Raw genomic sequence first — 24,191 nt, forward strand, 5'->3', positions numbered from 1 at the left:
CGTCCCGCCCCGCCGGCTCGCCCCTCGGCCCGTCCCTACGGGTTCTCGTCCTTCTTCTCCGGCCGCCACAACGGGTGTTCGCGCCGGGCCCATGCCGCGTCGACCGACCCGGTGCGCAGCCCCACCCTCGACTCGGGGTCCCGGTACGCCATCCAGATGTGGCCGCCGATCACGATGAGGAGGCTGAGGGCGAGCCAGTCGTGGACGAAGGTGGCGCCGGTGCGCCAGACCAGCGGCGCCAGGTGGGTGAACCACATCAGCAGGCCGGTGCCGGTCATCACCAGGACCGCGCCGGCGAGCCAGGCGGCGTACAGCTTCTGGCCGGCGTTGAACTTCCCGGCCGGACGGCCTCCCCGGCGGCGCAGCACGGCCCGCAGCCAGCGCCGGTCGTGCGGGCCGAAGCGGTTGAGGCGGGTGAGGTCGGCGCGCAGCGCACGGGAGGCCAGGCCGAGCAGCAGCGGGACCGGCAGCAGGATGCCGGACCACTCGTGGAGGGTGACCATCAGGGCGCGGCGGCCGACGAGTTGGGCGAGGAAGGGGAGGTAGAGGCAGGCCGCGGTGGCCACACAGACGGCCATCAGGCCGGCGGTGGCGCGGTGCACCCGGTGTTCGGCGCGGGTGAAGCGCGGGATCCGCGGCAGGTGCGGGCGGTCCGGGGCCGGACCGGCGGCCTTCTCAGGTCGTGGGGACATCGTCCCGTCCGTTCGACCGGCCGACCCAGGCGTCGACGTCATATCCGAGCTGCTCCCAGTATCCGGGCTGGACGTGGTCGGTGACGGTGATCCCGGAGAGCCACTTCGCCGACTTGTAGAAGTACATGGGTGCGACGTAGAGGCGCACCGGCCCGCCGTGGTCGTGGCCGAGCGGCCGGTCCTGCATGCGCAGGGCGATCAGCACGTCGTGGCGGCGGGCCTGTTCGAGGGTGAGGGATTCGCTGTAGGCGCCGTCGAAGCAGGTGAAGCGGACGGCCTTGGCCTCGGGCCGGACACCGGCGGCGTCGAGCAGGTCGACCAGCCGCACCCCCTCGAAGGGGGTGCGGGGCACCCGCCAGCCGGTCACGCACTGGACGTCGCGGACCAGCCGGGTCTGCGGCAGGGCGCGCAGATCGGCGAGGCGGTAGCTGGCGCGGTGGCGCACCAGACCGTCGACGGTGAGCCGGTAGCTGTGCTCGTCCTTGTGCGGGACGGAACCGGTCACCGAGTAGTAGCGGAAGCCGCCGCCGGCGGGCAGCAGACCGGACAGGCCGGTGGGGTCTTTCTGCGCGGCGGCGCCGAGGGTCTCGTCGTAGGCACGCTGGAGGTAGGGGGCCGCGGCGACGCCGGCGGCGCCGGCCGCGAGCATGCCGAGCACCACCCGGCGGCCGACGGGCGTGCCGCGCCGGTCCCCGTCGTGGCCGGCCGGGCCGGCCGGGTTCGCGTCCTTGGTCACCCTTCGATTCGAACACCGCGCGGGCGCCGGGGCCAGTGTCCGGGCCCCGACGTCAGACTTTCGTCATCCGCCGGTGCGCTCGAACCCCCGGGCCCGGCGGAGTGCGGTGGCCCGGGCGGTCCGGAAGGCGCGGTCCGGGTCGCGGCCGGCGTACGACCAGGGGGCGCGGGTCCGGTACCGGCCGATGCGCGCGAAGAGGGTGGCGGCCTCGGCCATCCGCCCCTCGTGGAAGGTGGCGTGGGCCAGGAAGTTGAGGTCGACCTTGCCGCGGGGGTGGTCCTCGCCCTCCCATTCCAGCCACCAGTCGAAGGCGGCCTGCCGGAGCCGGTGCGCGTGGCGGGTGTGCCAGTGACCGGAGTGCGCCGGGTCGGGCGGCTCCAGGCCGGCGGCGACCCGTACGCGGTAGCGCTCGGCGTGGGCGACCACGGGGAGCAGGGCGAGCGGGGAGTCCGCGGGGGCCCGGGCCGCGGCCCGCGCGGCGAAGTCATGGGCCGGGTGCCGCGGGTCGTCGGCGGCGTCCGGCTGCTGTTCGGCCAGGCAGGCGGCCATCAGGTGGTGGGCGTGGTGGTGCTCGGGGTGCCGGGCCCGTATCTGCCGGAAGGTGTGGACGCGGGCGTCCTCGGTGCCGGTACGGCGGGCCAGGATCAGCGCGCCGAGCCAGGGGGTGGGGTCGTCGGGCAGCAGCCGGGCGGCGGCCGCGCAGGCCGCGGCGGCGGCACCGGTGCTGGTCTCGCCGCGCAGCGCCCGCCGGACGGTGGCCAGGGCCAGGAGGGTGGCCGCGTCCCCGCTGTCCGGTTCGGCGAGTTGCCAGTCACCGGCCCAGGCGGCGCTGCCGGGGCAGCCGGCCAGCACCGTTAATCGGTGGCCCCGGCGGTCCCAGTCGGTGCCGGTCCCGGCGAGCAGGGTGCGCACCCGGGCCCACTGGCCGAGCGCCAACGCGTCGGCGGCGACGGCCAGTTCGGCGTCGTCCAGGGCGGGGCCGGTGGCCGGGCCGGCCGCGCGGCCGGCGGGGCCGAGGGCCGCGGGTGTCAGCGGCGGCGAGGGGGAAATCGACATCACGGTCAGCGGGCTCCATGGCGCGCCGCGCCGGTCGTGCGCCGCACCTGTCGTCCTTGGTGGGCGGGGCCGGGTCCGCGCGCGCCTGTGCAGAGGGTGACGGTCTGGTCCGCACCAGTCATCACGCACAGCAAAGCGCTACGCAGAGCTCCCCGTCAAGGCGGAAAGAGGAATGGCTGGATCCGCCAACGTCGCCGCGGGCCCCGCCGTCCGTACGTGTCCCGTGCCGCCACCCGTCACGCCACCGCCCTCGCCGCCGCCCGGCCCGCCGTACGGCCGGAGAACAGACAGCCACCGAGGAAGGTGCCCTCCAGCGAACGGTAACCGTGCACCCCGCCCCCTCCAAAACCGGCCGCCTCGCCCGCCGCGTAGACACCCGGCAGCGGCGCGCCGCCGTCGCTCAGCACCCGCGAGGAGAGGTCGGTCTCCAGCCCGCCGAGCGTCTTGCGGGTGAGGATGCTCAGCCGGACGGCGATCAGCGGGCCGGCCTTGGGGTCGAGCAGCCGGTGCGGGGCCGCGGTACGGATCAGCCGGTCGCCGAGGTACTTGCGGGCCCCGCGCACCGCCGTCACCTGGAGGTCCTTGGTGAAGGGGTTGGCGATCTCCCGGTCCCTGGCCACGATCTCGCCGCGCAGCGCGGCCTCCTCGATCAGCGGCTCCTTGGTCAGCGCGTTCATCCGCCGGACGAGGTCGGGCAGCGAACGCTCGACGATGAAGTCCGCGCCCCGGTCCATGAACGCCTGCACGGGACCGGGCGCGCCGGACCTGGCCCGGCCCAGCACGTCCCGGATGCTCTTGCCGGTCAGATCCGGGTTCTGCTCGGAGCCGGAGAGGGTGAACTCCTTCTCGATGATCTTCCGGGTGAGCACGAACCAGGTGTGGTCATGGCCGGTGCGCATGAGGTGTTCGAGGGTGCCGAGGGTGTCGAAGCCCGGGAACAGCGGTACCGGCAGCCGCCGGCCGCGGGCGTCCAGCCACAGCGGGGACGGGCCGGAGAGGATCCGGATGCCGTGCAGCGGCCAGATCGGGTTCCAGTTGTCGATGCCCTCGGTGTAGTGCCACATCCGGTCCCGGTTGATGATCCGCCCGCCGGCCGCCTCGGTGATGCCCAGCATCTTGCCGTCGACGTGCGCGGGCACGCCGGACAGCATCCGCTGCGGCGGGGTGCCCAGGCGCTCGGGCCAGTTGGCGCGCACCAGCTCGTGATTGCCGCCGATCCCGCCCGAGGTGACGATCACCGCCTGCGCGCGCAGCTCGAAGGCGCCGGTGACCTCGCGGCTGCTGGGCTTGCCGCGCGGCACGTCCGAGGGCGCCAGGACCTCACCGCTGACCGTGTCCACGGCGCCGGCGCTGCGGGTGAGGGCGGTGACCCGGTGCCGGAAGCGGAGGTCCACCAGGCCGCGCGCGGCCCCGGCCCGCACCCGGCGCTCGAACGGCGCGACCAGGCCGGGGCCGGTGCCCCAGGTGATGTGGAAGCGGGGGACGGAGTTGCCGTGCCCGGTGGCCGCGTAGCCGCCGCGCTCGGCCCAGCCCACGACGGGGAAGAACCGCACGCCCTGCCGGTGCAGCCAGGACCGCTTCTCGCCGGCCGCGAAGTCGACGTACGCCTCGGCCCAGGTGCGCGGCCAGTGGTCCTCCGGACGGTCGAATCCGGCCGTGCCGAGCCAGTCCTGCCACGCCAGGGCGTGACTGTCGCGGATCCGCAGCCGGCGCTGTTCGGGTGAGTCGACGAGGAAGAGTCCGCCGAAGGACCAGTGCGCCTGCCCGCCGAGGGCCTGCTCGGGCTCCTGGTCGAGCAGGATCACCTTGCGGCCGGCGTCCACCAGTTCCGCGGTGGCCGCGAGGCCCGCCAGCCCCGCTCCGATCACGATCACATCAGCGTCGTACGCCATCAGTCGCCTCTCCTCGCCGGGGCGCACCGGGTGTCCCGGGCGCCCCGGGCCGCCCGGGTGGAACGATCCTCAGTGCACCCGACTGCCGCGTCAACCGTCCATTACCGCGCAGTAGACCAGGGCGCGCGGGAGAATGGGGGTGACCAGGGCCACCCCCTCACCCGCCGCCGGATGGCTATCCTCAGGCGCATCCCCCGCCCCGCGCGATAGAGGTGCGACGTGACGGTGATACTGCTCGCCCTTGGAGCGGCCTGCTGTCTGGGACTCGGCTTCGTACTCCAGCAAGCCGCCGCACAGCACGCTCCGATGAAGGACTACCTCTCCCTCCGTCTGCTGCTGGACCTCGTGCGGATGCCGGTCTGGGTGGCCGGCATCGGCCTGATGGTGGTGGGCATGGCACTGGGCGCGGTGGCGCTCGGAATGGGCGACATCACTCTGGTGGAGCCCTTGCTGGCGACCAATCTGCTCTTCGCGATGGCGCTGTCGAGACGGCTGACCAAGCAGCGGCTGGGCCGCACCGGCTGGGCCGGGCTGTGGCTGCTGGCCGGCGGGGTCACCGCGTTCATCGTGGCCGGCCGGCCACGGGGCGGACAGCGCAGCACCGATCACCTGTGGCAGTGGGTGATCATGGGCGTCGTGCTGGGCATCGCCCTGCTGCTGGCGGCGGTGGCCAAACGGGAACGGGTGCACGTGAGCCTGGAGGCCGCACTGCTGGGCGTGGCGGCCGGCCTGATATACGGCCTGCAGGACGCGCTGACGCGGATCAGCGGCGAGCACTTCGGCGAGGGCGGCTGGTCGGCCCTGCTGATCAGCTGGCAGCCGTACGCCATCGTCGTCCTCGGCGTGCTGGCCCTGGTGATGGTGCAGAGCGCCTTCGAGTCGGCCCCGCTGCGGCTGTCCCTGCCCGCCCTGACGGCCGCCCAGCCGCTGGCCGGAATCCTCTGCGGAGTCGGTTTCCTCGGCGACCAACTGCGGGTCACCCCCGGCGCACTGGCCTGGGAGGCGGCCGGGATCGCGGCCGTGGTCGCGGGCATCGTCCTGATCGGCACCCACCCGGCGATGCCGCCGGGGGCGGGACGCACGGAGGACGTGCGGGCGCTCCAGCCGCATTGATCTTCTTCCCACGTAGCTGGCTGTCCCGCCGCGGTGGTTTCTCGCCGTTGCGCTTTGCGGCGCCCCCGCACGTACCTGTCTTTCCCGCCGCGGGGCGTCTCGCCGTTGCGCTTTGCGGCGCCTCCCACGTACCTGTCTGCTGCGCCGCGGTTGTTTCTCGCCGTTGCGCCTGCGGCGGGCTGGGTTGTGGTGGGTGCGGTGACGGACCTCCGGAGCCTTGTTCGTGGACTGCTTCGCTTTACGCTCCGCCTTCGCTCCTTAATTGAGCCCCTGGAAGCGAAGCCCACGAACAAGGCCCCTCCGGGCCCGTCCCCTCCCGTGAGAGGGAAAGTGAAGGCCGGTGGGGGTGGGCGTAAGGCCGACGTGCGGGCAGCCGACGGACCAAGCTCGCCCCCACCGGCCTGTAACCTCCCACTCACGGGAGGGGCTGGACCGGAGGACGAAGTCTGGAGGGCCGGCACCGCACCCGACACACAAACGCCCGCCGCTGGGGGCACCTCCCACGCCCTTTAGGCAGTGGGGGAGCAATGGCGACCGAGCCCCGCGGCGGGACGGACGGGTACGTGGGAGGCGCCGCCAAGCGGCAACGGTACGTGGGAAGAGGCGACGACAGGCGCAATGAACGCGGACGAGGTGCTCGACATCGTCGATGAGAACGATCAGGTCGTGGGGCAGGCCGCGCGCGGTGAGAGTTACGCGCGGCGGATGCGTACGCGCTGCTCCTTCGTGCTGGTGCGGGACGGCGAGGACCGGATCTTCGTGCACCGTCGCACGCCGGACAAGCTGGTGTTCCCCGCGCACTACGACATGTTCGTGGGCGGGGTGGTCGGGGCCGGTGAGAGCTACGACCGGGCGGCGCTGCGCGAGGCCGAGGAGGAGCTGGGCGTACGGGGGCTGCCGCAGCCGGAGCCGCTGTTCAAGTTCCTCTACGAGACGGCCGAGCACACCTGGTGGTCGGCGGTGTACCAGGTGCGCTGCACGTTGCCGGTCGTTCCCCAGGAGGAGGAGATCGACTGGTACGCGTTCCTGACCGAGGAGGAGCTGATCGCCAAGCTGGACGTGTGGCCGTGGACGCCGGACGGGATGGCCGCGTACCGGCAGCTGCTCGCCCGGCGGGAGCGGGGGGAGTGCTGATGCGGACGGGCGGCGGGCCGGGCCGGCCGAGCGGGCGCCGGCGATGAGCCGCGGCGGTGGGCTGCGGGCGGCCGGCGAGGCGGTACGGCTCTGGTTCGCGCCCGCGCGCGTCCGGGAGGAGGGGACGACCCCCGACTACCGGTTCTCGCTCGCCAATGAGCGGACGTTCCTGGCCTGGTTGCGGACCGGGCTGGCGCTGATCGGCGGCGGGTTCGCGGTGGACCAGTTCCTGCCCCGGCTGCACGGCACGCTGCGGGTGAGCTTCACCATCGTGCTGCTGGTGGGCGGCGGGCTGTGCGCGCTGCGGGCGGTCAACCACTGGGTGCGGTGCGAACGGGCGATGCGGCGCGGCGAGGACCTGCCGGTGTCCCGTTTCCCCGGCGCGCTGGCGCTGGCCGTGGGGCTGCTCGCGGCGGCGGTGGTCGTGCTGGTGCTGCTGGGCCGGACGAACTAGGTGAGGGCGCGGGAGGAGCCGGGGGCGGGCGGAGCCGGGCCGGGGCCCCGGCCGGCGTCGGACCGGGATCCGGGGCTGCAGCCGGAGCGGACCCGGCTGGCCTGGCGGCGGACCACGCTGTCCGCGACCGTCGTGGCGCTGCTGGCCGGCCGGCAGCTGCTGAGGAACGCGGAGAACGGGGCGGCGGTGGCGGCGGAGGCGGCGCTGACCGCCGCGGTGTGGCTGGCCTTCGTCGTCCTCGCGCACCGCAGGATGCGGGACATGGCCACCGGCCGCCCGCCGGGTCTGCCGCCGCGGACCGCGCTGCTGCTGATCGGCTGCACTCTTGCCCTGGCGCTGTGCGGCGCGGCGATCCTGCTCCAGGGGTGAGCCGCTCCTGTCGCCGGAGTGCCCCCGCTCCTGTTGGCGGAGTGAGCCCGCCCTTGTTGGCGGAGTGACCCCGCTCCTGTTGGCGGAGTGACCTGCGGGGACGGTGACCCGCGGGGTCCGGGCCCGGGTGCCGGTCCGGGTCGGCGGCGGCGGTACCGTGGCCCGACCCCGCGGCCGCGGACCCTACCCGAACTCCCGGGCCGGTGAGGACACTGACGGGGCATCGGAGCAGGAGGCGTACCCATGACGGAAGCGGCGGAACGGACCATGGCGGCCGGGCGGACCGTACTGGAAGAGCCGTATCTGACCGAACTCGGGGGCGGGGTGCACGCGTTCATCCAGCCGGACGGTGGCTGGTGCCTGAACAACGCCGGGTTCCTCACCGGCGGCGGGAGCACGCTCGTCGTGGACACCGCCGCCACCGAGCGCCGGGCCCGGCTGCTGCGGCGGCGGATCGCGGAGAGCGGCGCGCCGGCGCCCCGGTTCGTGGTCAACACCCATCACCACGGCGACCACACCTACGGCAACGGCGTCTTCGCGTCCGAGGCGACCGTCATCGGGCACGCCGCCTGCCGCCGGGAGCTGCTGGCCGCCGGGCACCAACTGCACGCCGTCTGGCCGGAGGTGGAGTACGGCGACATCCGGCTCACCCCGCCGACCGTCACCTACACCGACGAGCTCACCCTGCACCTCGGCGACACCGAGGTGCGGCTGATCCACCCGGGCGTGGCACACACTCCGGGGGACACCGTGGTCTGGCTGCCCCGGCAGCGCATCGTCTTCACCGGGGACCTGGTCTTCCACGGCGGCACCCCGTTCGTCTTCATGGGCTCGCTCACCGGCTCGCTCAAGGCGATCGAGCTGCTGCGCTCGCTGGATGCCGAAACGGTCGTACCCGGGCACGGCCCGGTCGCCGGCCCCGAGGTGTACGACGTCATCGAGCGCTATCTGCGGTTCGTCGGCGAGCTGGCGCAGGAGGGCCGGGCGGCCGGCCGTACGCCGCTGGAGGTGGCGCAGCGGGCGGAGCTCGGCCCGTTCGCGGAGCTGGCGGAGTCGGAGCGGCTGGTGGCCAATCTGCACCGGGCGTACGCGGAGCTGGCGGGCGGGGCGCCGGGTGCGCCGCTCGATCCGCTGGTCGGGTTCGGCGACATGACGGTGATGAACGGCGGCGTGCCGGTGGCCTGTCACGCCTGAGGGGGCGGAGTGCGGGTGGCCTGTCACGTCTGAGGGGGCGGTCCGGGGTGGCCGGAACCGTCCTGTGCGGCGGTGCGTGACGGACGCCCCACGTACCGCCACTGGACGCCATACCGACTAGTCGGCATGATCGGGGCACGACCGATCGACCGTCGGACCGTCCACTCCCCACGGAGGAGCACGATGAGCAAGGGCACCCCTCCCCCCACGGCCCCGGACCGGGAGGATCCACCCGGCCTCGACCTGACGCGGCTGCGCGCGCATCTGGACCGGGAGCGGCCCGGACTGGCCGGCGGGCCGCTGCGGGCGGAGCTGATCGAGGGCGGGCGGTCCAACCTCACCTACCGGGTCACCGACGGCGCCGCCCGGTGGGTCGTCCGCCGGCCCCCGCTCGGCCACGTCCTGGCCACCGCGCACGACATGCGGCGCGAGCACCGGGTGATCAGCGCCCTGCACCCCACCCCGGTGCCGGTGCCGGAGACGCTGCTGCTGTGCGAGGACGAGTCGGTGCTCGGCGCCCCGTTCTACGTGATGGAGCTGGTCGAGGGCACGCCGTACCGCACCGCTGCCCAGCTGGCGCCGCTCGGTCCGGACCGGACCCGCGCCGTGGTGCTGTCCCTCGTGGACACGCTGGTGGAGCTGCACGCCGTGGATCCGGAGGCGGTGGGGCTGGGCGACTTCGGTCGTCCGGACGGCTTCCTGGAGCGCCAGTTGCGGCGCTGGGGCAAGCAGCTGGCCGCCTCGAAGAACCGTGAACTGGCCGGGATCGACGAGCTGCACGAGGCGCTCGGCCGGGCGCTGCCCGCCTCCCCCGCGCCGGCCGTCGTGCACGGTGACTACCGGCTGGACAACGTACTGGTCGGCGCCGACGACACCATCAAGGCCGTGCTGGACTGGGAGATGTCCACCCTCGGCGACCCGCTGACCGACCTCGGCCTGCTGGCGATGTACAGCTCCGACCTGGGCCTGCCCGAGTCCCCGGTGAGTACGACCAGCGGCGCCCCCGGCCACCCCTCCCCGGCCGAGCTGATCGAGCGTTACGCGGCCCGCTCGGGCCGGGACACCTCGGCCATCGCCTGGTACACCGCGTTCGCCTGGTTCAAGCTCGCGGTGATCCTCGAAGGCATCCACTACCGCTTCACCCTCGGACAGACCGTCGGCGCCGGTTTCGACCGGATCGGCGAGCTCGTGCCCGTCTTCATCGACCGCGGACTGACCACCCTCAAGGAAGGCTGAGCCCCATGGACTTCGCATTCGACGCCCGGACCGAGGAGCTGCGTGCGCGGCTGCTGACGTTCATGGACGAGCACGTCCTGCCCGCCGAGCGGACCGCGCACGAACAGCGGGCCGGCCTCGCCTCGCCGTGGGACACCCCGGCGGTCGTCGAGGAACTGAAGGCCGAGGCCCGCCGGCAGGGGCTGTGGAACCTGTTCCTGCCGGACGAGGAGTACGGCGCCGGGCTGACCAACCTCCAGTACGCGCCGCTGGCCGAGATCACCGGCCGCAGCCCGCAGCTGGCGCCGACCGCGCTGAACTGCGCGGCGCCGGACACCGGCAACATGGAGGTGCTGGCGCAGTTCGGCAACGAGGCGCAGAGGAAGCAGTGGCTGGAGCCGCTGCTGGCCGGCGAGATCCGGTCGGCGTTCGCGATGACCGAACCGGACGTGGCCTCGTCGGACGCCACCAACATCACCACGCACATCGAGCGGGACGGCGACGACTACGTCATCAACGGCCGCAAGTGGTACATCTCCGGTGCGATGAACCCGCTGTGCCAGATCTTCATCGTGATGGGCAAGACCGACCCGGACGGCCCGGACCCGCGCCGCCAGCAGTCGATGGTCCTGGTGCCGCGCGACACCCCCGGCCTGGAGGTGAAGCGCGCCATGCAGGTCTACGGCTACGAGGACCACTACCACGGCGGGCACGCCGAGGTGGTGTTCCACGACGTACGGGTGCCGGTGGGCAATCTGATCGGCGAGGAGGGCGGCGGCTTCGGCATCGCCCAGGCCCGGCTCGGCCCCGGCCGGATCCACCACTGCATGCGGCTGATCGGCATGGCCGAGCGGGCCATCGAGCTGATGTGCCAACGGGCGGTGACCCGTACGGCGTTCGGCAAGCCGCTGGCCCAGCAGGGCGTCGTGCAGGAGTGGATCGCCGACGCCCGGGTGGCGGTGGAGCAGCTGCGGCTGCTGGTGCTGAAGACCGCGTGGCTGATGGACACCGTGGGCAACAAGGGCGCACACACCGAGATCCAGGCGATCAAGATCGCCACACCGCGCACGGTCGTCGACATCCTCGACAAGGCGGTCCAGCTGCACGGCGCGGGCGGCGTGAGCCAGGACTTCCCGCTCGCCGAACTGTGGGCCGCGGCCCGCACCCTGCGCCTGGCGGACGGCCCGGACGAGGTCCACCAACGGTCCCTGGCCCGGCGGGAGTTGAAGCAGTACCGCTAGCCACGGACCGACAGCGACGGACGACAGCGGCAGACGAAAACAGCAGACACGAGCTGGGGCCGTACCGGTGGGGCGGCCCCAGCTCGGGCTTGGCGGGGGGTGGTGGTCCTCGTCGGGGGACGGTCCCTTACGGGCGGTCCCGGGAGGGCGGGCGGTCCCCGTAGCAGGAGGGCGGGCGGTCCCCGTAGGGGGGCGTCGAACGCATCCCGTAGGGGACGCGAGGGCCCCCTTCGGGGCCACAACGGGGTGGGGGTTGGCGGTATTCCCGGGGTGGGCGCCGGGGGCCGGACCCCGGGGGCGCGGGGCGGACTCCCGGGCGGCGCGGGGCGGACTCCCCGAGGCGCGGGACGGAATCCGGAGCACCGCCTCGCCCGACGGACCCCGGAGTACCGCCCCGCCCGACCGACCCCGGCATGGACCACGAGAGCCGCGCCCGCGCACGGGCCGCGGCCCACGGCGTGGACCACTGACTTGCCGGTGTGGCCTACGGGCGCAACGCCCTCAGGAGGAGGTCGGCCAGGTGGTCGGCTACCTGTTGGGGGCTGAGGGGGCCGTTTTCGCGGTACCAGGTGCCGAGGTGGTGGACGGAGCCGAAGTGGTAGTCGACGACGAGGTCGGCGGGGATGTCGGCGGCGAAGACGCCGGAGCGCTGGCCCTCCTCGATCAGGGCGCGGAACCGTTCGTGGTAGCGCCGGCGTTCGGCGCGTACCTGCTTGTCCTTCTCCGGGCCGAGGTGGTGCATCGACCGGAAGAAGATCTTGGTGTCGTCGAGGTTCTCGATGGTGGTGACGACGACATCGGCGGCGGCGTCGCGCAGGCGCTGCTCGACCGGCGCGTCGGCGCCGGCGAAGTGGTCGAGGCGTTCCTGCTGGAGCCGCAGCACCCGGCCGTAGACCTCGTGCAGCAGGTCGTCCTTGGAGCCGAAGTAGTGGTAGAGGGCGCCCTTGGTGACGCCCGCCGCGTCCACGATCTCCTGGACGGAGGTGCGGTCGTAGCCCTGCTCCGCGAAGAGCCTGGTGGCGGTGGCCAGCAGCCGCCGGGCCACCGGCTTCGTGCTGCCGTTGCCGTTGCCGGTGCCGTCCTTCGTGCCGGCCATCGCCCTCACCTGTCCTTTGTCGTACGTCATGCGCGGTGGCGCAGCTCCCGTCGGAGGATCTTGCCACTCGTGGTCTTCGGGAGCTCGGTCAGGATCTCCACCTCACGGGGATATTTGTACGCCGCGAGCCGTTCCTTGCAGTACGCGGCCAGCTCGGCGGGCGGCACCTCGGCCCCCGGGCGCAGGCTCACGTACGCCTTGACCGACTCGCCGCGGTAGGCGTCGGGCACCCCGACCACCGCCGCCTCGCGCACCGCGGGATGGCCGTAGAGGACGTCCTCGACCTCGCGCGGCCACACCTTGAAGCCGGAGGCGTTGATCATGTCCTTCTTGCGGTCGACGACGTAGAGCCAGCCCTCGGCGTCCATGAAGCCGATGTCGCCGGTGCGCAGTTCGCCGTCCGGGAGGGCCTCGGCGGTGGCGTCCGGGCGGCGCCAGTAGCCGGGCACGACCTGGGGTCCGCGGACCGCGATCTCGCCCGGTTCGCCGAACGGCAGCTCCGCGCCGTTCTCGTCGATGATCCGCACGACGGTGTCCGGGCCGGGCACGCCGACCGCGAGGGTCCCGGAGGCCTTGTCCACCGGCGCCTCCCGGCCGGGCGGCACACTGGCGCACGGCGCGGTGCACTCGGTCAGGCCGTAGCCGTTGTGGAGGTACGGGCCGAAGGCGGTGCGGAACTTCTCGACGAGGGCGGGCGGCAGCGGCGCGCCGCCGGACGACATGATCGCGAAGGACGCGAAGTGGTCGCGGGTGACGTCCGGGTGGGCCATCAGCGCCATGTAGGCGGTGGAGGGGCCGACGGTGTAGGCGGGGCGGTGTTCCAGGAAGGCGTCCAGGACGACACCGGCGTCGAAGCGGTAGGCGAGCACGAGGGTGCCGGCGTTGGCGAAGCAGGTGGCCAGTTCGCAGACCATGCCGGTGATGTGGAAGAGCGGGGCGAGCGCGAAGTAGGTGGTGCCCTCGGGCAGTCCGTGGCCGGTGCGCTGGCGTTCGGCGTTGTAGGTGATGTTGCCGTGGGTGTTGGTGGCGCCCTTGGGTGTGCCGCTGGTGCCGGAGGTGTAGCTGATCAGCGCGAGGTCGTCGGCGGTCGGCCCGGGCACGGCCGGCGGTGCGGTCTGTGTCGAGGCGGTGCGGGCGACGGTCAGCAGGTCGTCGGCGCCCTCCTGCGGCCCGAGCGGCTCCCCGCGCAGTACCCGGGCGTCGTTACGGGTCTGCAGTTCCCGCTCGGAGGTGGTCAGGGCGAGGCGTACGGAGGGCACGGCGGCGGCGGTGGTGCGCAGGAAGCCGTCCCAGGTGCGGTCGGCGCAGATCACGGCGGTGACCTCGGCGTCGTCCAGGACGTGCCGCAGTTCGGCGGACTTGTACATCGGGTTGACCGGCACCACGACCCCGCCGGCCTTCCAGACGCCGAGCAGGGCGAGGACGAAGTGCGGGGTGTTCTGCAGCATGATCGCGGCCCGGTCGCCGGGCCGGAATCCGCGGGCGGCGAGGTGGGCGGCGATGCCGTCGGAGAGCGCGTCGGTCTCGGCGTAGGACAGCCGGCCGTCGAAGTAGGCGAGCGCGGTGCGGTCGGGGGCCTTCCGGGTGGCGGCGCGGAAGGCGTGCAGGGCCGAGGGCGGCGGCTGGACCGGGCCGCGCTGGGCGTCGGTGAGCAGGGCCAGCCAGGGCTTGTCGTGGTACGTGGTCACCGGGCGCCCCCTTCGCGCTGCTCCAGCTTCTGCTGGAGGTGGTTCATCGCGGTCAGCCAGCGGTCGGGCTCGGTGGCCCGGGCGGTGTAGTAGTCCGCGACCTCCGGGTGCGGCAGGACCAGGAAGCGGCCCTGCTCGATCGCCTCGAAAGTGGCGTCGGCGACGGCATCGGGCGCGACGGCGGTGGGCGTGAGCACCAGGTCCCCGGCCACGCCGGTGGCGGCCAGCATGTCGGTGCGGACGCCCTGCGGACAGATGGCGTGCACGTCGATGCCGCGGTGCCGGTAGGTGAGCGAGAGCCATTCGGCGAAGGCGTACGCGCCGTGCTTGGTGACGCTGTACGGCGCGGCGGCGACCATGGTGAGCAGTCCGGCCGCGGAGACGGTGGAGACGAAGCGGCCGCTGCCGCGGGCCAGCCACTCCGGGAGCAGTTCGCGGGCCGCCCGGACGTGGGCCATGACGTTGACGTCCCAGGCCAGCGCCCAGTCCTCCTCGGGGGCGTCCGGTCCGCCGCCGGTGCCGACGCCGGCGTTGGCGCAGAAGACGTCGATGGTGCCGCCGAGGGCCTCGCGGGCGGCCGGGACGATGCCGGAGGCGTCCCCGGCGACGGCGACCGCCCCGATCTCCTCGGCGGTCTGCTTGGCCTTGGTGGCGTCCAGGTCGTTGACCACGACCCGGGCGCCCTCGGCGGCGAACCGGCGGGCCAGTGCCGCGCCGATCCCCCCGCCGGCCCCGGTCACGACGACGGCCTTGTCCCGTACGGCTTCCACTGCGGTGTCTCCCTCGGTCGCGCGGATCGACTGACAGGCAGACTAACCAGTCGGTATGTGGGAGCGGAAGAGTCGGTTTCCGGTCGGCCGGTCCCGTTCCCGGACGGCGCCCGGCGCGTTAGCGTGCGCACCGCACGTACCGGTTGGCTTCCCCGATCACGGAGGTGTGCGGATGGCTCTGTCGAGGCGCGTTCTGCTGGGACATCTGGCGGCGACCGGCGCGGCCGGTACGGCCCTGGCCGCGGCCGCGGCGCCGGCGCGGGCCGCGTCCGGCCCGGACCGGGGCGGACGGCGGGTGCGGACCGGTTTCGCGCGGCTGGCCGCGGACGGCTACCGCCTTCTGGAGGGCGAAAGGGTCGGCGTCATCACCAACCCCACCGGCGTCGCGACCGATCTGCGGCACATCGTGGACGTGATGCACGCCGACCCGCGGGTCCGGCTGACCGCCGTCTTCGGCCCCGAGCACGGCTTCCGCGGCACCGCGCAGGCGGGCGGCTCCGAGGGCCGCTACGACGACCCGGCCACCGGGCTGCCGGTCTACGACACGTACAACAAGAGCGGCAAGGAGCTCGCGGACATCTTCACCGCCTCCGGTGTCGACACCGTCGTCTTCGACATCCAGGACGTCGGCGCCCGCTTCTACACCTACATCTGGACGCTCTACGACTGCATGGTGGCGGCCGTCCTCGCCGGCAAGCGCTTCGTGGTGCTGGACCGGCCCAACCCGGTCACCGGCCGCTTCGCCTCCGGCCCGGTGCTGGACAAGGCGTACGCCTCGTTCGTCGGGCGCGAGCCGATCGCGCAGGCGCACGGCCTGACGGTGGCCGAACTCGCCCTGCTCTTCAACGGCGAGTTCGTGCCGCAGGCGGCCGGCCGTCCGGTGGAGCTCACGACCGTGCGGATGAAGGGCTGGCACCGGGGCGACTTCTACGACGCGACGGGCCTGCCGTGGGTCCCGCCGAGCCCCAACATGCCCACCCCGGACACCGCACTGGTCTACGCGGGCACCTGCCTCTTCGAGGGCACCAACCTCTCCGAGGGGCGCGGCACCACCCGCCCCTTCGAGCTGCTCGGCGCCGACGGCATCGACCGCCGCTGGGCCGCGGCCGCCACCGAACTCGCCCTGCCCGGCGTGCACTTCAGGGAGGCGTACTTCGCGCCCACCTTCTCGAAGTTCCAGGGGAAGACCGTCGGCGGGGTGCAGCTGCACGTCCACGACCGCGCCGCCTTCGACCCGGTGCGCACCGGCATCGGGCTGCTGGTCACCGCGAAGCGGGTCTGGGGCGGTTTCGCCTGGCGGCCGGACCACGGCATCGACCGGCTGACCGGTTCGGCGACGGTCCGCACGATGATCGACGCGGGCGCGGACCCGGACGAGATCGTCGCCGCCTGGCAGGCCGGGCTGGCGACGTTCCGTGCGGTGCGGGCCCGTTACCTCCGCTATCCGCCGGCGTAGTCGCCGACGAGTGCCGCGCCGGTGGTGCGGTCGCCGCGCTCGACGATCTCCCCGGCGACCCAGGTGTCCACCCCGCGGTCGGCGAGTGTGGTGAGGGCCGCCGGCACGGACTCCGGCGGGACGACGGCGATCATGCCGACGCCCATGTTCAGGGTCCGTTCCAGCTCGCGGCGTTCGACCGGGCCGGCCGTACCGACCAGGCCGAAGACCGGGCCCGGTGTCCAGGTCGCGCGGTCGACGGTGGCGTGCAGCCCGTCCGGGACCACCCGGGCGAGGTTGCCCGCCAGTCCGCCGCCGGTGATGTGCGCGAAGGCGTGCACCTCGGTCGTCCGGGTCAGCGCCAGGCAGGCGGCGGCGTAGATCCTGGTGGGTTCCAGCAGTTCCTCGCCCAAGGTGCGGCCGAGTTCGGCGATGTGCTGGTCCAGGCGCATGCCGGCCCGGTCGAGCAGGACGTGCCGGACCAGGGAGTACCCGTTGGCGTGCAGGCCCGACGAGGCCATCGCGATCACCGCGTCGCCGGTACGGACGCGTTCGGCGCCCAGCAGCCGGTCCGCCTCGACGACGCCCGTGCCGGCCCCGGCGAGGTCGAACTCGTCCGCGCCGAGCAGGCCCGGGTGCTCGGCGGTCTCGCCGCCGATGAGCGCGCAGCCGGCCAGCACGCAGCCCTCGGCGATGCCCCTGACGATCGCGGCGACCCGCTCGGGGTGGACCTTGCCGACGCACACGTAGTCGGTCATGAACAGCGGTTCGGCGCCGCAGACGACGATGTCGTCCATGACCATCGCGACGAGGTCGTGGCCGATGGTGTGGTGGACGCCCAGGGCGCGGGCGAGGTCGACCTTGGTGCCGACGCCGTCGGTGGCCGAGGCCAGCAGCGGGCGGGTGTAGCGCTTCAGCGCCGAGGCGTCGAAGAGGCCGGCGAACCCGCCGAGGCCGCCGACGACCTCGGGGCGGGCGGTCTTGCGCACCCATTGCTTCATCAGCGTCACGGCACGGTCGCCGGCTTCGATGTCGACGCCCGCGGACGCATAGCTGGCTCCGGTGCGAGGGCTCACGGACGGCCGCCTTTCGGGGAGTGGGGAGGTGGCGGGGCGCGGGGTCACCATGACGCGGCGCCCTGGAAGGAGGTCGGCCCCGGGCGGAAGCCGAGGCCGCGGCGGGCGGCGCCGAGCGCCAGGGTGCGTTCCATGGCGAGGTGGCTGAGCGCGTAGCGGGTGAGCCGCGGCGGCGCGGGTCGTTGCGCGAGCCGCCAGGCCGTCTCGGCGGTCGCCGCGGCGGCGGACGCCAGGGCGGTCGGTACGGTGCGCAGCCGTACCGTCAGGCCGCGGGCGGCGAGCAGGGCCCGCAGCGCCTCCCCGATGGGGACGGGGGCCGCGTCGGCGATGTTGTAGGTGCCGGGGCGGGTGGCCCGGTCGCAGGCCAGCAGGGCGGCCGCGGTCAGGTGGTCGATGTGGGTGAGCGACTGCAGGGCGGTGCCGTTGCCCGGCAGCCACAGGGAGCCGCCGCGGACCGCGCCGAGCACCCGGGGCAGGAGTGTCCGGTCGCCCGGTCCGTAGACGGCGTGCGGGCGCAGGACGACGGTGTCGGGGTGGCCGCGCAGGGCCAGTTCGGCGGCGGCCTTGGACGCGGCGTACGGGGTAAGGTAGCGGCGGACCGGGGCCTCGGTCTCGTGGCCGAGGACGGTCGGCCGGAACGGGTCGTAGACGCTGGCCGTGGAGAGGTGCACCAGCCGGGCGCCGGGGAAGGACGCGGCCACGTTCCGGGTGCCGGTGAGGTTGGCGCGCCAGACGGGGCCGGGCGGGCCCCAGTCGCGGACCGCGGCGGCCGCGTGCACCACCGCGTCGACCTCGGGGGCGTCCGCCCAGACCCCGGCGCACAGGTCCCAGTCGGCGCGGGTGAGGGCGTGCACGGTCCAGCCCGCGGCGGTCGCCGCCCGGCAGACCGCGCCGCCCACGAAGCCGCGGGCGCCGGTCACCGCGATCCTCATCGCGACACCCCCGCCGTCCGGTTGCCCAGCAGGTCGCGCAGCGCGGCACGGTCCGGTTTGCGGGTGCGGCCGGTGACCGGGATGCGGTCCAGGACGACCACCTCGTCCGGCAGTGCGGCCGCGTCGATCAGGGCGGGCAGCCGGGAGCGCACGGCGTCGGCGAGCAACTCCGGGTCGGCCGGCGGCCGTTCGGGCACGACGGCCAGGACGACGCGTTCGTCGCCGTACGCGTCCGGGACCCCGACGATGACCGCGTCGGCGACGCCGGGCAGGGCGGCGACGGACGGTTCGTAGAGCCCGGGGTAGATGTTGGTGCGGCCGCGGATGAGCATGTCCTTCTTCCGGCCGAGCAGGACCAGTGCGCCGTTCTCCAGCCGGGCGAGGTCACCGGTGGCGTGTTCGGTCATCGCCGGTTCGCCGAGGTAGCCGCGGCACAGGTTCGGCCCGGAGACGAGCAGTTCGCCGTCCGGGGCGGTGCGGACCCGGACCCCCGGCAGGGGGGTGCCGAGCAGGTCGCCGGGGCCGCGGTGGGCGAGCTTCGCGCCGCCGGTGGCGACCGCGACCGGCACGATCTCGGTCATGCCGTACACGGCGAGGAAGCGGACCCGCGGCAGGACCTGGGTGGCCCGGCGCAGCAGGCCGGGCAGGACGGGCGCGCCGCCGAGGACGAGGTGCCGCAGCGAGGCGGGCAGGGCCGTCTCGCCCCGTTCGACGGCGTCGAGCACCGCGGGCAGGTCGGCCGGTACGCAGAACGCGTGGGTGGCGCCGGCCAGTCCGCGGGTGAACCGTCCGGGGTCGGCGGCGGGCGCGAAGCCGTAGGGCGGCATGGTCCAGTGCGCGCCGGCGACCAGGGCCGGGATGCCCATCATCAGCTGGTCGGTGTGCAGGACGTCGCCGTCGGCCATGCCGAGGGCGGAGCCGCAGCCGACCAGGCCGGCGCCGAGCGAGCCGCGGGTGTGGACCACGGCCCGGGGCGCGCGGGTGGTGCCGGAGGTGAAGACGACCAGGGCCTCCTGTCCGGGCGCCGGTCCGGGGCGGTCGGCCGGGGCGGGGCCGGCGGCGAGCCGGCGGGCGGACAGCGACCCGGCGGGGACGCCGGGCAGTCGGCGGCCGGTGTGGACGTGCCGCAGGCCGAGCCGGTGGTAGTGCGGCAGCAGCAGTCCGCGCCGGCGCGCCAGCGGACGGCCGTAGCGGGCCACCGCGTACAGCAGGGACTCGGCGGCGGCCCAGCGCGGCCGGGCCAACTCCCTTCGGGCGGTGAAGAGTTCGGGTCCGGCGCCGGGGTCGGCGAAGACGACGGTGCCGCCCGCGGCGATCACGCCCAGGGCGAGCACCACGCCGTCCGGTCCGGGGCGTACGGAGAACAGCATCCGCTCCCCCGCCGCCATTCCGGCCTCGCGCAGTCCGCGGGCGGTGGCGAGGACGGCGTGGGACAGCTCGCGGTAGTCGAGGGTGCGGCCGTCCGGGCCGGTGAGGGCGGGCGCGTCGGCGCGCCGCCCGGCGGTGTCGAAGAAGGCGGTGAGCAGATCGATCCGGTCGTCCGCCGCGGGCCGGGTGCCGGTCAACTGGTGCTCCTGAGTTCGATGTTCAGCCGGGCGTAGCCGGGGATCAGGACGTGCCGGACCGGGCGGCGGCCGGTGACGGCGACCGGTCCGGCGGCGAGCGCGGCGGTCAGCACCGCGCGGATCTGGGCCATGGCCAGCGGCATGCCGAGGCAGAAGTGCGGGCCGGCGCCGAACCACAGCCGGCGCAGTTCCGGCGGGTGCGGCCGGTCGGGGTCGAACGGCCCGTGGGCCCGTGCGCACAGCAGGGTGGCCACCACGACCCGGTCGCCGGGTGCGACCGGGACGCCGCCGATCCGTGCGGTGCGGGCGACGCTGCGCAGCATCACGGGGGACGGCACGGTGATCCGCAGGGCCTCCTCGATCACCGGGTCGGGGTCGGCGGCGGGGTCCGCGAGCCGGTCGAGCCGGCCGGTGTCGTGGCAGAGCGCGAGCAGCCGCGGGATGAACGAGACCAGGGTCTCGGTGCCGGTGAGCAGGAAGGCGCCGACGGCCCCGCGGGCCTCCTGTTCGGTCAGGCCCAGTTCCCGCAGCCGGCCCGGCAGGGTCTGGTCGCCGCCCTGCCGGTAGGCCGTCACCGCGGAGGCGGTCAGCCGGCCCAGCACCTCCCGCGCCCGGGCCACCTGACGGCCCGTCATGCCGGACCGCCACAGCCGTACCGACTTCGTCACCTCGGACGCCTCGGCGTGCGCCCCGCCGAACCGGCCGGGCTCCGCGGGCATCCCGACGATCGCGCAGATCGCGGCGCCCGCGCAGATCTGCGCGACCCGGACCAGATCGACCTGTTCGCCGGCGCGCAGCCGGCGGGTCAGTGCGTCGAGCGGCTGCGCCAGCACGCGGGCGCACAGGGCCGTGACGTAGCCGGGGGTGAAGAGTCCGGACAGCCGGCGGCGGAGCGCCGCGTGGTCGGGGCCCTCCATGTTGAGCAGCACGGACGGGCCGAGCACCGGCGTCCACAGGTCGGACGGTGAGCCGGGCCCGGTCTTGGTGAAGTGCTCGGTGTCGCAGAGGACTTCGCGGGCCAGCGCGGCGTCGCTGACCACGACGCCGACCCGCGGCACCCGGACGACCGGGCCGCGGGCGGCGATCGCGCGCAGCAGCCGGTGGGCGACGGGGTGGGCGGCGGTCTGCACCCGGTGTTCCCAGCGCTCCCAGGTGGCGGGCGCCGCCGTGGTGGTGGTCGTCACCGGATGTCCACCACCTCGGGGCGGTAGCGGTGGTCCGCGTACCAGCCGAGGGTGCGGCGCAGGCCCCAGGCCCGCACCCGGCGGGCCGAGCCGGCCACCTTCACGTCGCGCCGGGTGCCGTACGCGGTGGTCAGCCGGCGGACCGCGTTGACCAGGGCACGGTCCTCGTGGACCTCCTCGATGGCGGTGCGCGGGAACCCGCCGGCGCGGGCGTACAGCTCCGCGGTGATCGCCATGTTGCAGCCGGGCGCCATCACGTACGGGCCGAGGTACTCCGGGCCGCGGTTGCCGGGGCGGAACCGGCCGAAGAGCGCGGCCACTTCGGTCGCGGCGACCAGCGCGGCGCGCCGGACCGGGGGCAGCGGTGCCTCGTCGGTGCGGGGCCGCAGCCGGCCGGCGATCAGTTCCAGCCCGGCGTCGAAGCCGGCCCGGACCCGGGCGGTCCAGTCGGGCGCCGGCAGGCAGTCGGCGTCGGTGCGGGCCAGGTGCGTGGCGCCGTGCGCGATGGCGTGCCGCATCCCGGTGTCGGCGGCCGCGCCGGTGCCCTTACGGGTCTCGTGCACCAGGTGCAGGTCGCCGGGGTAGCCGAAGGACCGTACGACGTCCGCGGTGCCGTCGGTGGAGTCGTTGTCGACGATCACCAGGGAGAAGTTCCGGTCGGTCTGGGCCGCGAGCGCCCGTAGCGTCGCGGTGATGCCGGGGGCCTCGTTGTAGGCCGGTACCACCACCCAGAGCCTCACAGCCGGATCACGCTCACTCCCATGCTGATGCCCCCGGCGAGGCCGACCAGGGCCACCAGGTCGCCGACGCCGGCCCGGCCGCTCTCGCGGGCGCGGACGAGCTGCAGCGGCAGGCTGGCCGAGGCCGCGTTGCCGTGCTCGGTGACGGTGAGCGGGATCTTGTCGGGGGGCAGCCCGAACCGTTCGGCGAGCTGGTCCAGATAAGGCTTGGAGACCTGGTGGACGCAGATGGCCGCCATGTCCTGCCAGCGGACGCCGAGCCGGTCCAGGGTGTCGTCGAGGATCTGCGGGCCGAGCCGTTCGAAGGCGCGGCGCAGGCCCACGCCGTCGAGCCGGAAGTAGGTGTGTTCCTCGCCGCGGGGGTGGGCCGAGCCGCCCGAGGCGAGCGTGCCGACGTTCCAGGAGGCGGAGTCGGCGGTGAAGCCGCAGCCGAGGACGCCGGGTTCCGCGGACGCCTCGACGAGCAGCGCGGCGCCGGCGTCGGAGAGGGTGTAGCCGGGGATCGACGCGAGGTAGCTGCGCAGGTCCGGCACCGCCCAGCGGACGGCGCGGGAGGGCGATTCGCCGCAGGCGATGAGGATCCGGCGGTAGGAGCCCTGGGCGATCAGCGCATGGGCGGTCTCCAGCGCGTTGAGCACGCTGTTGCAGGCGTTCTTGACGTCGAAGACGGGGCAGCGCAGGCCGAGCCGGTCGGCGACCATGTGCGAGGTGGCCGGTTCGATCATGTCCTGGCTGGCGGCGGCGAAGAGCAGCAGGTCGACGGTGCCGGCGTCGGTGCCGGTGTCCGCGAGGAGCTTGCGGGCCGCGGCGGCCGCCAGGTCGGACGCCTGCCAGTCGTCGGGCATGACGTGCAGCCGCTCGACGCCGGTCAGCCGGTGCACGAGGCCGGGCGGCGGGCGGAATCCGGTGCTCGCGGCGGCCACCAGCCGCTCGGTGTCCGTCGTGGTGCGCACGGTCTCGGGCAGGTGGACGGCCACCCCGGCGAGCCGTGCGTGGATCTGGGGCATGGTGCTGGTCTCCCGTCAGACGAGGGTCACGGTCAGCCGGTCGTACGAGGGGATGACCACGCGGCGGCTGTAGCGGCGCCCGGTGATCCGCCAGGGCCGCCCCACCGCGGTCAGGGTCTCCAGGGTCCGGCCGATCTCCGCCTGGGCGATGGCGGAGCCGAGGCAGTGGTGGCGGCCGGCGCCGAACCACAGCTGGCGGTTGGCGGGTTCGGCGGGCCGGCCGAGCCGGAAGCCGCCGGTGAGGCTGTTGGCCGTGTAGTTGAGCAGCGTGATCCGGTCGCCGGCCCGCAGGGTGCGCCCGGCCAGCCGTACCTGGCTGCGGACGGTCCGGCCGATGACGGGGGCCGGTGCGGTCACCCGCAGCCCCTCGCGGACCGCGTCCGGGACCCGCTGCGGGGCCGCCAGCAGGGCGTGTTGCTCGCCGGTGTCGTGCAGCAGCGCGACGGTTCTGGTGATGGCGCTGGCGGCGGTCTCGGTGGCGGCCACGCCCACCAGCGCGGCCATGCCGGCGGTCTGCCGGGCGTCCAGGCCGACCTCGCGGCAGCGCCCGATGAGGCGGTCGGCGGGCTCGGTCGCCCAGAGGCCCTCGACGTGCCCGGTGAGCCGGGCGACGATGCCCCGGCCGCGGGCCACCGTGGCCTCGGTCAACTCGCCGCCGCCGGCCGCTTCGACGGACAGTGCCGCGAGCTCCCGGGCGGTGGCGAAGACCCGTTCGTAGGCGGCGTCGTCGGTGCCGGTGACCGGGACCCGGAGCAGCTCGGTGACGATCCGTCCGACCACCGCCCGGCCGAGGGCCGCGACGTCGACCGGCCGTCCCGCGGCGAGCTGGACGCGGGCCTCGACGAGCCGGGCCCCGATGGTGCGGTCGACCAGCTCGCGGGCCGCGGTCTCGCCGAACAGCTCGCGGGTGCCGGCGCGCAGGGCCCGGTGCCCCTCGCCGTCGAAGAGGTCCTCGACCCAGTCGCCCAGCAGCTGGGCCCACAGCCGGCCGACGCCGCCGCGGTCGAGGACGGTGAAGTGCTTCTGGTCGACGAGCACGGACCGGGCGGTCGCCGCGTCGGCGGTCAGCCAGCCCAGCTTCGGGATGTACGTCAGGGGCCGGGCCAGCCGGCCGGCGTGCAGCAGCAGCGGGAGGGCGGGGCGGCTGGCGGCCAGGACGCGCAGCTCGTGGAGTCCGGCGCGGTTCATGGTGGTCCCTCTCGTGGTGTCGGGGGAACGGCCGGGGCCCGCCGGGCCTCCTCCCGTACGGGGGGACGAAAGGGGGCCCGGCGGGGGGGCAGGCTGCGGGATCAGCCTGCCTGCGGAGGAAAGAGCGCTGCCATGCCGTCGATCGACTCGGGGCCGTAGCCGACCGAGCCGACCGGGACACGGGACTTGGTGGCCTCGATGACCCGGGCCGTCCACACGGGGCCGAAGCCGCCGCACAGTTCGATGAGCTGGATGCCCTCGTCGACGAGCCGGGCGGCGATCTCGGGCGCCCGGGCCGGGTCCGCCATGCCGACGATGACGGCGCGGAAGCCGTCCCGTTCGATGACGGACCGGTCGCGGTCGGGGTCGAGCCCGCGTCCGGTGAAGAGGAACCCGAAGGCGTCCAGGGCCATG

General features: G+C 74.4%; 23 protein-coding genes. 8 read left to right on the top strand and 15 right to left on the bottom strand.

Annotated features, from left to right (window positions below):
- Nucleotides 1–35: 35 nt before the first annotated feature.
- From ACFV1J_RS33390 to ACFV1J_RS33405, 4 genes are all read right to left on the bottom strand, one after another.
- Complete coding sequence (locus ACFV1J_RS33390; protein WP_385864455.1) at nucleotides 36–692, bottom strand: cytochrome b/b6 domain-containing protein; 657 nt, start codon at nucleotides 690–692, stop codon at nucleotides 36–38.
- Nucleotides 676–1,428, bottom strand: coding sequence for a molybdopterin-dependent oxidoreductase (locus ACFV1J_RS33395; RefSeq protein WP_385864457.1), 753 nt, complete (start codon nucleotides 1,426–1,428; stop codon nucleotides 676–678). The genes ACFV1J_RS33390 and ACFV1J_RS33395 overlap by 17 nt, the downstream gene beginning before the upstream one ends.
- Before the next feature lie 63 nt (nucleotides 1,429–1,491).
- Nucleotides 1,492–2,484: a hypothetical protein gene (locus tag ACFV1J_RS33400; protein ID WP_385864458.1), complete on the bottom strand. Its 993-nt coding sequence runs from the start codon at nucleotides 2,482–2,484 to the stop codon at nucleotides 1,492–1,494.
- Nucleotides 2,485–2,720: 236 nt separating this feature from the next.
- Complete coding sequence (locus ACFV1J_RS33405) at nucleotides 2,721–4,376, bottom strand: FAD-binding dehydrogenase (RefSeq protein WP_385864459.1); 1,656 nt, start codon at nucleotides 4,374–4,376, stop codon at nucleotides 2,721–2,723.
- 219 nt (nucleotides 4,377–4,595) lie between these two features.
- On the opposite strand from ACFV1J_RS33405, the gene ACFV1J_RS33410 reads away from it, so the two are divergent.
- The 7 genes from ACFV1J_RS33410 to ACFV1J_RS33440 all read left to right on the top strand — a co-directional run bounded on the left by ACFV1J_RS33410 (nucleotide 4,596) and on the right by ACFV1J_RS33440 (nucleotide 11,096).
- The gene (locus ACFV1J_RS33410; RefSeq protein WP_385864462.1) at nucleotides 4,596–5,489 is read left to right on the top strand and encodes a DMT family transporter; all 894 of its coding nucleotides are present in this window, start codon (nucleotides 4,596–4,598) and stop codon (nucleotides 5,487–5,489) included.
- A gap of 618 nt (nucleotides 5,490–6,107) precedes the next feature.
- The gene (locus tag ACFV1J_RS33415; RefSeq protein WP_385864464.1) at nucleotides 6,108–6,623 is read left to right on the top strand and encodes an NUDIX hydrolase; all 516 of its coding nucleotides are present in this window, start codon (nucleotides 6,108–6,110) and stop codon (nucleotides 6,621–6,623) included.
- Nucleotides 6,624–6,666: 43 nt separating this feature from the next.
- Entirely contained in the window at nucleotides 6,667–7,077 is a 411-nt protein-coding gene (locus tag ACFV1J_RS33420) for a YidH family protein (protein WP_385864466.1), read from the top strand.
- The gene (locus tag ACFV1J_RS33425; protein WP_385864468.1) at nucleotides 7,078–7,446 is read left to right on the top strand and encodes a DUF202 domain-containing protein; all 369 of its coding nucleotides are present in this window, start codon (nucleotides 7,078–7,080) and stop codon (nucleotides 7,444–7,446) included. It abuts the gene before it with no gap.
- A gap of 243 nt (nucleotides 7,447–7,689) precedes the next feature.
- Complete coding sequence (locus ACFV1J_RS33430; RefSeq protein WP_385864470.1) at nucleotides 7,690–8,640, top strand: MBL fold metallo-hydrolase; 951 nt, start codon at nucleotides 7,690–7,692, stop codon at nucleotides 8,638–8,640.
- A gap of 183 nt (nucleotides 8,641–8,823) precedes the next feature.
- On the top strand, nucleotides 8,824–9,876 hold the full coding sequence (locus ACFV1J_RS33435) for a phosphotransferase family protein (protein ID WP_385864472.1): 1,053 nt from the start codon (nucleotides 8,824–8,826) through the stop codon (nucleotides 9,874–9,876).
- A gap of 5 nt (nucleotides 9,877–9,881) precedes the next feature.
- Nucleotides 9,882–11,096 carry an acyl-CoA dehydrogenase family protein gene (locus ACFV1J_RS33440; RefSeq protein WP_385864474.1) on the top strand — a complete coding sequence of 405 codons (1,215 nt, stop codon included), beginning with the start codon at nucleotides 9,882–9,884 and terminating at the stop codon, nucleotides 11,094–11,096.
- 484 nt (nucleotides 11,097–11,580) lie between these two features.
- On the opposite strand, the gene ACFV1J_RS33445 is transcribed toward ACFV1J_RS33440, so the two are convergent.
- From ACFV1J_RS33445 to ACFV1J_RS33455, 3 genes are read right to left on the bottom strand one after another with little or no spacing between them, the layout of a single operon-like run.
- Nucleotides 11,581–12,192 (bottom strand): TetR/AcrR family transcriptional regulator, encoded by a 612-nt coding sequence (locus tag ACFV1J_RS33445; RefSeq protein ID WP_385864476.1) that lies wholly within the window; start codon nucleotides 12,190–12,192, stop codon nucleotides 11,581–11,583.
- A 26-nt stretch (nucleotides 12,193–12,218) separates the two neighbouring features.
- A complete protein-coding gene (locus ACFV1J_RS33450; protein ID WP_385864477.1) occupies nucleotides 12,219–13,880 on the bottom strand; it encodes an AMP-binding protein in 1,662 nt (553 codons plus the stop codon).
- A complete protein-coding gene (locus ACFV1J_RS33455; RefSeq protein WP_385864480.1) occupies nucleotides 13,877–14,650 on the bottom strand; it encodes an SDR family oxidoreductase in 774 nt (257 codons plus the stop codon). The genes ACFV1J_RS33450 and ACFV1J_RS33455 overlap by 4 nt, the downstream gene beginning before the upstream one ends.
- A gap of 172 nt (nucleotides 14,651–14,822) precedes the next feature.
- Here ACFV1J_RS33455 and ACFV1J_RS33460 point away from each other — a divergent pair, with 172 nt between their 5' ends.
- Complete coding sequence (locus ACFV1J_RS33460; protein ID WP_385864481.1) at nucleotides 14,823–16,106, top strand: exo-beta-N-acetylmuramidase NamZ domain-containing protein; 1,284 nt, start codon at nucleotides 14,823–14,825, stop codon at nucleotides 16,104–16,106.
- On the opposite strand, the gene purM is transcribed toward ACFV1J_RS33460, so the two are convergent.
- The 8 genes from purM to ACFV1J_RS33500 all read right to left on the bottom strand — a co-directional run bounded on the left by purM (nucleotide 16,091) and on the right by ACFV1J_RS33500 (nucleotide 24,190).
- Nucleotides 16,091–17,161: a phosphoribosylformylglycinamidine cyclo-ligase gene (gene purM, locus ACFV1J_RS33465; RefSeq protein WP_385864483.1), complete on the bottom strand. Its 1,071-nt coding sequence runs from the start codon at nucleotides 17,159–17,161 to the stop codon at nucleotides 16,091–16,093. The two genes, ACFV1J_RS33460 and purM, sit on opposite strands and share 16 nt — an antisense overlap.
- Before the next feature lie 44 nt (nucleotides 17,162–17,205).
- On the bottom strand, nucleotides 17,206–18,093 hold the full coding sequence (locus tag ACFV1J_RS33470) for an NAD-dependent epimerase/dehydratase family protein (protein WP_385864486.1): 888 nt from the start codon (nucleotides 18,091–18,093) through the stop codon (nucleotides 17,206–17,208).
- Complete coding sequence (locus ACFV1J_RS33475) at nucleotides 18,090–19,658, bottom strand: class I adenylate-forming enzyme family protein (protein ID WP_385864488.1); 1,569 nt, start codon at nucleotides 19,656–19,658, stop codon at nucleotides 18,090–18,092. Before ACFV1J_RS33475 ends, ACFV1J_RS33470 begins: the two co-directional genes overlap by 4 nt.
- A complete protein-coding gene (locus ACFV1J_RS33480) occupies nucleotides 19,655–20,842 on the bottom strand; it encodes a cytochrome P450 (RefSeq protein WP_385864491.1) in 1,188 nt (395 codons plus the stop codon). Before ACFV1J_RS33480 ends, ACFV1J_RS33475 begins: the two co-directional genes overlap by 4 nt.
- The gene (locus ACFV1J_RS33485; RefSeq protein WP_385864492.1) at nucleotides 20,839–21,582 is read right to left on the bottom strand and encodes a glycosyltransferase family A protein; all 744 of its coding nucleotides are present in this window, start codon (nucleotides 21,580–21,582) and stop codon (nucleotides 20,839–20,841) included. Before ACFV1J_RS33485 ends, ACFV1J_RS33480 begins: the two co-directional genes overlap by 4 nt.
- Nucleotides 21,579–22,589: a 3-oxoacyl-ACP synthase III family protein gene (locus tag ACFV1J_RS33490; RefSeq protein WP_385864493.1), complete on the bottom strand. Its 1,011-nt coding sequence runs from the start codon at nucleotides 22,587–22,589 to the stop codon at nucleotides 21,579–21,581. The genes ACFV1J_RS33485 and ACFV1J_RS33490 overlap by 4 nt, the downstream gene beginning before the upstream one ends.
- Nucleotides 22,590–22,604: 15 nt before the next feature.
- Entirely contained in the window at nucleotides 22,605–23,777 is a 1,173-nt protein-coding gene (locus ACFV1J_RS33495) for a cytochrome P450 (RefSeq protein ID WP_385864495.1), read from the bottom strand.
- A 101-nt stretch (nucleotides 23,778–23,878) separates the two neighbouring features.
- A complete protein-coding gene (locus ACFV1J_RS33500; RefSeq protein WP_030416144.1) occupies nucleotides 23,879–24,190 on the bottom strand; it encodes a DUF6506 family protein in 312 nt (103 codons plus the stop codon).
- Between the last annotated feature and the right edge of the window lies 1 nt (nucleotide 24,191).

Source organism: Streptomyces sp. NPDC059649 (assembly GCF_042734445.1).
Taxonomy (GTDB): Bacteria; Actinomycetota; Actinomycetes; order Streptomycetales; family Streptomycetaceae; genus Streptomyces.

Bases quoted from the DNA above. Each gene is read 5' to 3' on its own strand.
- ACFV1J_RS33390 (WP_385864455.1), bottom strand. From the start codon at position 692: ATGTCCCCACGACCTGAGAAGGCCGCCGGTCCGGCCCCGGACCGCCCG.
- ACFV1J_RS33400 (WP_385864458.1), bottom strand. From the start codon at position 2,484: ATGTCGATTTCCCCCTCGCCGCCGCTGACACCCGCGGCCCTCGGCCCC.
- ACFV1J_RS33405 (WP_385864459.1), bottom strand. From the start codon at position 4,376: ATGGCGTACGACGCTGATGTGATCGTGATCGGAGCGGGGCTGGCGGGC.
- ACFV1J_RS33415 (WP_385864464.1), top strand. From the start codon at position 6,108: ATGAACGCGGACGAGGTGCTCGACATCGTCGATGAGAACGATCAGGTC.
- ACFV1J_RS33420 (WP_385864466.1), top strand. From the start codon at position 6,667: ATGAGCCGCGGCGGTGGGCTGCGGGCGGCCGGCGAGGCGGTACGGCTC.
- ACFV1J_RS33430 (WP_385864470.1), top strand. From the start codon at position 7,690: ATGACGGAAGCGGCGGAACGGACCATGGCGGCCGGGCGGACCGTACTG.
- ACFV1J_RS33435 (WP_385864472.1), top strand. From the start codon at position 8,824: ATGAGCAAGGGCACCCCTCCCCCCACGGCCCCGGACCGGGAGGATCCA.
- ACFV1J_RS33440 (WP_385864474.1), top strand. From the start codon at position 9,882: ATGGACTTCGCATTCGACGCCCGGACCGAGGAGCTGCGTGCGCGGCTG.
- ACFV1J_RS33445 (WP_385864476.1), bottom strand. From the start codon at position 12,192: ATGGCCGGCACGAAGGACGGCACCGGCAACGGCAACGGCAGCACGAAG.
- ACFV1J_RS33460 (WP_385864481.1), top strand. From the start codon at position 14,823: ATGGCTCTGTCGAGGCGCGTTCTGCTGGGACATCTGGCGGCGACCGGC.
- ACFV1J_RS33470 (WP_385864486.1), bottom strand. From the start codon at position 18,093: ATGAGGATCGCGGTGACCGGCGCCCGCGGCTTCGTGGGCGGCGCGGTC.
- ACFV1J_RS33490 (WP_385864493.1), bottom strand. From the start codon at position 22,589: ATGCCCCAGATCCACGCACGGCTCGCCGGGGTGGCCGTCCACCTGCCC.
- ACFV1J_RS33495 (WP_385864495.1), bottom strand. From the start codon at position 23,777: ATGAACCGCGCCGGACTCCACGAGCTGCGCGTCCTGGCCGCCAGCCGC.
- ACFV1J_RS33500 (WP_030416144.1), bottom strand. From the start codon at position 24,190: ATGGCCCTGGACGCCTTCGGGTTCCTCTTCACCGGACGCGGGCTCGAC.